We start from the raw sequence: 1855 nt of genomic DNA on the forward strand, positions 1-1855 counted from the left end.
CTCCACGAGCACGCCAGGAGCGATCCCATACGGACCTGCCAACGGGTCGTTCGCCGTCGACTCGCACACGGGCGAGTACGTCGACACGTTCCCGACCGGACTGCTCGAGTACACCATCTCGGCCGGCCCGTGGGCCGCTCATGGCGCTCCCGACGGCTGCCTGTGGTTGGGCGGGGACATGAATCTCGATGCCATCGGCAACGCCTTCACCAACTCGCTCATCAAGCACTGCCCCGAGGCGGGCGCCGGTTCAGCCGCAGGACCGCCGCTCACCGCGCCGAACTGGGACACGAGCACGCCTACGGCCCCCGGCGCGCTGAACGTAGCCGTCACGGGCACGAATCAGGTCAGCCTCACGTGGCCGGCCGGCTCGGACAACGACGTCGTCGAGTACTACCGGGTCTATCGCGACGGGGCGCTCCTGTCAGCCGCCAACTTCACCAACCTGTCGTACACGGAGCGGGTGCCTGGGACGCACACCTATGCGGTGACCTCCGTCGACCGCCGCCTCAACGAATCGGCGCAGCGGAGCTCGGGACCCGTCGTCGTGCCGGGACCCGCAGGCGACTATGCCCATCTGGCGCTCGGAGGCGACTTCGACTTCTCGACGGACGGCTTCACGTACGTGGACGACGCCTTCGAGGGGACGAGCAACCCGCAGTACGCCAACGGGTTCTGGGTAGCGGACGGGACCTTCTCTGATGCCGGCCTAGCCGTTCACATCGCTGCGGCAGTGCAGAACCAGACCATCAACGGCATCTCGGGCGGCTTCAGCCGCTCGTTCACCCTGGCCCAGTCGACAGACGTCACCGTGTCACTCGTCCATCGTCTCGAAGTCGGAACGGGCTTCACGTCGAGCGATTGCGCCGAGGTCCGGCTGGCGGTCGACGGCGTCCCGTACGGCCAAGGCGGCAACTCGTACCTGAGCCGCATCTGCGACGGCGGGCTCCTCCCATACGCCCAATCGACGATCAGGATCGGAACCCTCGCCCCCGGAACGCACACGCTTCGGATCGGCGCCTACGTGAACCGAAAGGGCTTCGCCTACTCGGGCAACGCCGCCCAAGCCACGTTCGACGACGTGTTCATCGTCGGATCGGCCCCGGGCGCAGCGGTCACGAGCCCGGCCGCCGGGTCGCCGCTCACCGGCACGCAAACCGTCGCCGTCGCGGCAACCGACTTCGCAGACTCGGCGGGTTCGCTCGCGGTCCAGGTGTCCGCCGACAACGGCGCCACGTGGAACGACGCATCCTGGAACGCGGCGGCGTCGCGCCATCAGTGGACGTGGAACACGGCGTCGTCGGGCAACGGGAGCCGAACCCTGCTCGCCAGGGCCACGGACTCGCACGGCCTCACCACGATCTCGGCTCCAGTAGAGGTGACGATCGGCAACGGGGCACCGACGGTGGCGGTGACGGCCCCGTCGGCAGGTTCACTCGTCACAGGGACGACGACCATCCAGGTGCAGGCCTCGGACGACGTCGACCCGGCGGGCTCGCTCGATGTCGAGGTGTCGGTGGACAGTGGGGCGAGCTGGAACGTGGCGGCGTGGAACCCGGCGCTGTCCCGTTACCAGTGGTCGTGGAACAGCGCCGCCGGTCCCGACGGCCCTCGTACCATCCAGGCGCGGGCCACGGACAGCAACGGCAACACGACGGGCTCGGCCGTCGTCGGTGTGACCGTCGACAACACCGTGCCCGGCTACGCCGAGGCAGTGGCGGCTGATGGACCGACGGTGTGGTGGCGTCTGGGTGAGGCGTCGGGAACGGTCGCCGACGACAACGTCGGGTCCCTCAACGGCACGTACGTCGGGGGACCCACCCTGGGCGCCGCAGGGTTGATCGCCCACGACTCG

Annotated in this window: 1 protein-coding gene; it reads left to right on the forward strand. The window is 68.9% G+C overall.

Annotation, left to right across the window (positions count from 1 at the left end; genetic code table 11):
* Positions 1 to 1855: Ig-like domain-containing protein (locus VGC47_00805; protein ID HEX9853839.1), on the forward strand; the 1855-nt coding region annotated here is incomplete at both ends.

This window comes from Acidimicrobiia bacterium (assembly GCA_036396535.1).
In the GTDB taxonomy this organism is placed as follows: Bacteria; Actinomycetota; Acidimicrobiia; order Spongiisociales; family UBA5794; genus DASWKR01.